General features: G+C 55.6%; 4 protein-coding genes and 3 tRNA genes. All 7 read right to left on the reverse strand.

Annotation, left to right across the window (positions count from 1 at the left end):
• A partial coding sequence (locus tag QYE47_RS27155) for a GTP-binding protein (protein ID WP_232857662.1) occupies positions 1–207 on the reverse strand: 207 nt, incomplete at its 3' end.
• A 78-nt stretch (positions 208–285) separates the two neighbouring features.
• A tRNA-Thr gene (locus tag QYE47_RS27160) sits at positions 286–361 on the reverse strand.
• 29 nt (positions 362–390) lie between these two features.
• Positions 391–464 (reverse strand) — tRNA-Gly (locus QYE47_RS27165).
• 24 nt (positions 465–488) lie between these two features.
• Positions 489–572 (reverse strand) — tRNA-Tyr (locus QYE47_RS27170).
• Between the two features lie 152 nt (positions 573–724).
• Positions 725–1,150 (reverse strand): hypothetical protein, encoded by a 426-nt coding sequence (locus QYE47_RS27175; protein ID WP_014589472.1) that lies wholly within the window; start codon positions 1,148–1,150, stop codon positions 725–727.
• 7 nt (positions 1,151–1,157) lie between these two features.
• Entirely contained in the window at positions 1,158–1,907 is a 750-nt protein-coding gene (locus QYE47_RS27180; protein ID WP_014589471.1) for a pantothenate kinase, read from the reverse strand.
• Positions 1,897–2,856, reverse strand: a complete 960-nt coding sequence (gene birA, locus QYE47_RS27185; protein WP_014589470.1) for a bifunctional biotin--[acetyl-CoA-carboxylase] ligase/biotin operon repressor BirA — start codon at positions 2,854–2,856, stop codon at positions 1,897–1,899. Before birA ends, QYE47_RS27180 begins: the two co-directional genes overlap by 11 nt.
• Between the last annotated feature and the right edge of the window lie 206 nt (positions 2,857–3,062).

The raw sequence follows: 3,062 nt of genomic DNA on the forward strand, positions 1-3,062 counted from the left end.
CTCGACGTGAGCGGTGTTGATGGTGATACCGCGCGCTTTTTCTTCCGGAGCCGAGTCGATCTTGTCGAACTCAACGATTGCCGAACCGAAAACTTCGGAGCAAACGCGAGTCAGAGCTGCGGTCAGAGTGGTCTTACCGTGGTCAACGTGGCCGATAGTGCCGACGTTAACGTGGGGAAGGGAACGATCAAACTTTTCCTTAGCCATCGATACAATCCTCCGCAGAAGAAATAGTCTTGCGCTGATAAAACAAAGGCAGATATTTTCATATCTGCCTTGTTTATATGGAGCTCTTGAGCGGACTTGAACCGCTGACCTCACCCTTACCAAGGGTGTGCTCTACCAACTGAGCTACAAGAGCGAAACACTTTGTGCAAAATCCGGCAAACTTGGAGCGGGTAGCGGGAATCGAACCCGCATCATCAGCTTGGAAGGCTGAGGTTCTACCACTAAACTATACCCGCGGAGCTTGCGGCTCTCGCTAAAACTGGTGGAGGGAGAAGGATTCGAACCTTCGAAGCTCTCGCAACGGATTTACAGTCCGTCCCCTTTGACCGCTCGGGAATCCCTCCAGATGTGGCCGGCATTCTATTTGTCTGCCGTCCTAGTGTCAAGCGTTTTTTCAAATTTTTTCAATCAAATCTGAAACTTAGCTGCTTTGACACTGCTTCCAGCTCTACCACCTGAGTGGTGTTCCCTGTGAAGCGGGCGCCATTCTATCAAGCTATTCGTCAGTTGCAATACCCTGGCAGAAAATAATTTTATGTTTTAAGTCTTTGAAATCATTGGAAAGAGCCAAGAGAACCGTTTGGTCCAGCAAACGCTCGCTTTCCGGAGCAACCTTGAGCCAGCGACCATCCGCCCCAGGCAGCTGCCCTGACACCGGCAAGGTGGCAATATCCAGACTCAGCAGGCGTTGGCGCAGCGCATCCAACTGCTCCTGCCCCTTCACACCTCCGACTACCAGGCATTCATCACGACGCTTGGGCGGTGCCGACACACCTGTTTCACGCAACAGACGGATTTCTTGCTGATTTCCCTTGTACAGCGACAACGGGGCGACTTCCTTGACCTTCAGCGGGGCTTCCTGTTGATGCCATACGTAATAAAAGACGTTGAGCACCAATAACAGCAGAAACAACCAGCGCATAGGCACCTCAATCCAATGGGCAGGCCATAGCCAGGCCAACGAAAACCAGGTCAGGCACGACTCGCGCCTGTGGCAGGGCCGCCCTCACCAGCGGCGCATCACCGCCAGTGAGGAACACGGTGAACTCCTCACCCCATAACACACGAGCCTGCTCAAGCTGGGTGTAGGCAAAGCCCTGGAGCATCAATACGCAACCGCGCTCTACCGCTTCGACAGTCGAGCGACCTGGTGACAAGCTGTTCAATGCGCGCTCCGCGGAGGCATCGTCATAGCGGATACGACGGGTGTGAGTGCGCAGCTGGCTACGCATCAATGGCATACCCGGGCAGATGTAGCCCCCAAGATGCTCGCCATCTGCAGAAACGAAGTCCGCTTTTGCCGCGGTACCCAGGTCAATCACCAGGCACGCGCCCTTGGCCAGGTGAAACGCCCCCAGCGCCGCCAGCCAACGATCCATACCCAGGCGCTGATAGTCGTCATAGCCATTGCGCACACCTGCCATTTCACGGACAGGGTGGGCAACCTTCGCCTGCACGGCAAATGCCTGAGCAATCAACGCGCAAAGCGCATCGGTTTCTTCTTCGCTGCGCACACTGACAATACGGCAACCCGTGAGGCGCACTGAAGCGAGCGCAGCCACTTCGGCCACCAGCGCCTGATCGGAATCGACGATCCCACCACCTTCAATCACAGCATCGGCGACATGGATCACCCGCCACTTGATGAAGCTGTTACCGCAATCGAGCTCAAGAATCATCACGCAACCTCAAACTGAGCTCACCACCACTGAAGCTCTTTTCCATCCCGTCCACCTCAAGGCGCAAACCACCCTGCCCGTCGACGCCAAGAACCACGCCATCAATACGTGTATTACCAGCAACCAGCGATACATTGCGCCCCTGCCACAAGTGCGCCTGCTCCCACTCCTCCTGGAATGCGGCAAAGCCGTAGCGGCGATGGCGCGCCAATTCGTGCTGTAGTTGCTGACTGAGCAGTGCGACCAAGTGATTCCGATCTATGACTACACCAACCTCACGCCGCATTGAGGTCCACTGCTGATCGACCTGTTCGTTTACCTGCATGTTTACATTGATACCAATGCCTAGCACCACATGACAGACATCTGCAGGATCGCCGACCAATTCCAGGAGAATCCCGGTGATCTTCTGCCCACGTACCAACACATCATTAGGCCATTTGAGCCCGACATCCTTTACACCGAACGCCTGCAAGGTGCGCATTACCGCCAACCCCACTACCAAGCTCAACCCCTCTAGCTGACGCATGCCTCCATCGACGCGCAGCACCAGGCTGTAATAGAGATTTTCAGCAAATGGACTGACCCACTGTCGGCCGCGCCGACCCCGTCCGGCGCTCTGGCGCTCAGCCAGAACCAGAAATGGAGCCGCCTGCCCTTCACTGGCAAGGCGCAAGCCTTCGGCATTGGTCGAGTCGATCGTTTCGTGGATGAATACCGGCCACTGTTCGCCCACGGCGAATCCGGCGATTGCCTGCGTCTCAAGCAACGCCAGTGGCGCAGCCAACTGGTAACCGCGCCCACGAACTTTGTGAATGGTGAGGTTCAGCTCACTTTCCAGATGCTGCAGCTGTTTCCAAACTGCGCTGCGACTCACCCCTAGGGCTGCCCCCAGAGCTTCTCCGGAATGGAACCGACCGTCCTTGAGGAGATTCAACAACTTCAGCATGCCAGTCTCGACTTGGAATAAGGCAGGCATGATAGCCATGGGCTGTTGGCTTGCATAGGAAAAGGGCCTGCAGGAGAGGCCGGGTATCGCAATCACAGGGAGGAGCATTGGCAAGGCCAGGATTTTTAAGCCCACAAAGACAAAACCCCTACCTGCATACGCAGATAGGGGTTTTGCGAAATGAATCTTGACGATGACCTACTCTC

The sequence above is a fragment of the Pseudomonas sp. 2,4-D genome, assembly GCF_030418155.1.
GTDB classification, from domain to species: Bacteria; Pseudomonadota; Gammaproteobacteria; order Pseudomonadales; family Pseudomonadaceae; genus Aquipseudomonas; species Aquipseudomonas alloputida.

Coding starts and splice junctions, on each gene's coding strand:
- QYE47_RS27180 (WP_014589471.1), bottom strand. CDS start 1,907: ATGATTCTTGAGCTCGATTGCGGTAACAGCTTCATCAAGTGGCGGGTG.
- QYE47_RS27175 (WP_014589472.1), bottom strand. CDS start 1,150: ATGCGCTGGTTGTTTCTGCTGTTATTGGTGCTCAACGTCTTTTATTAC.
- birA (WP_014589470.1), bottom strand. CDS start 2,856: ATGCTGAAGTTGTTGAATCTCCTCAAGGACGGTCGGTTCCATTCCGGA.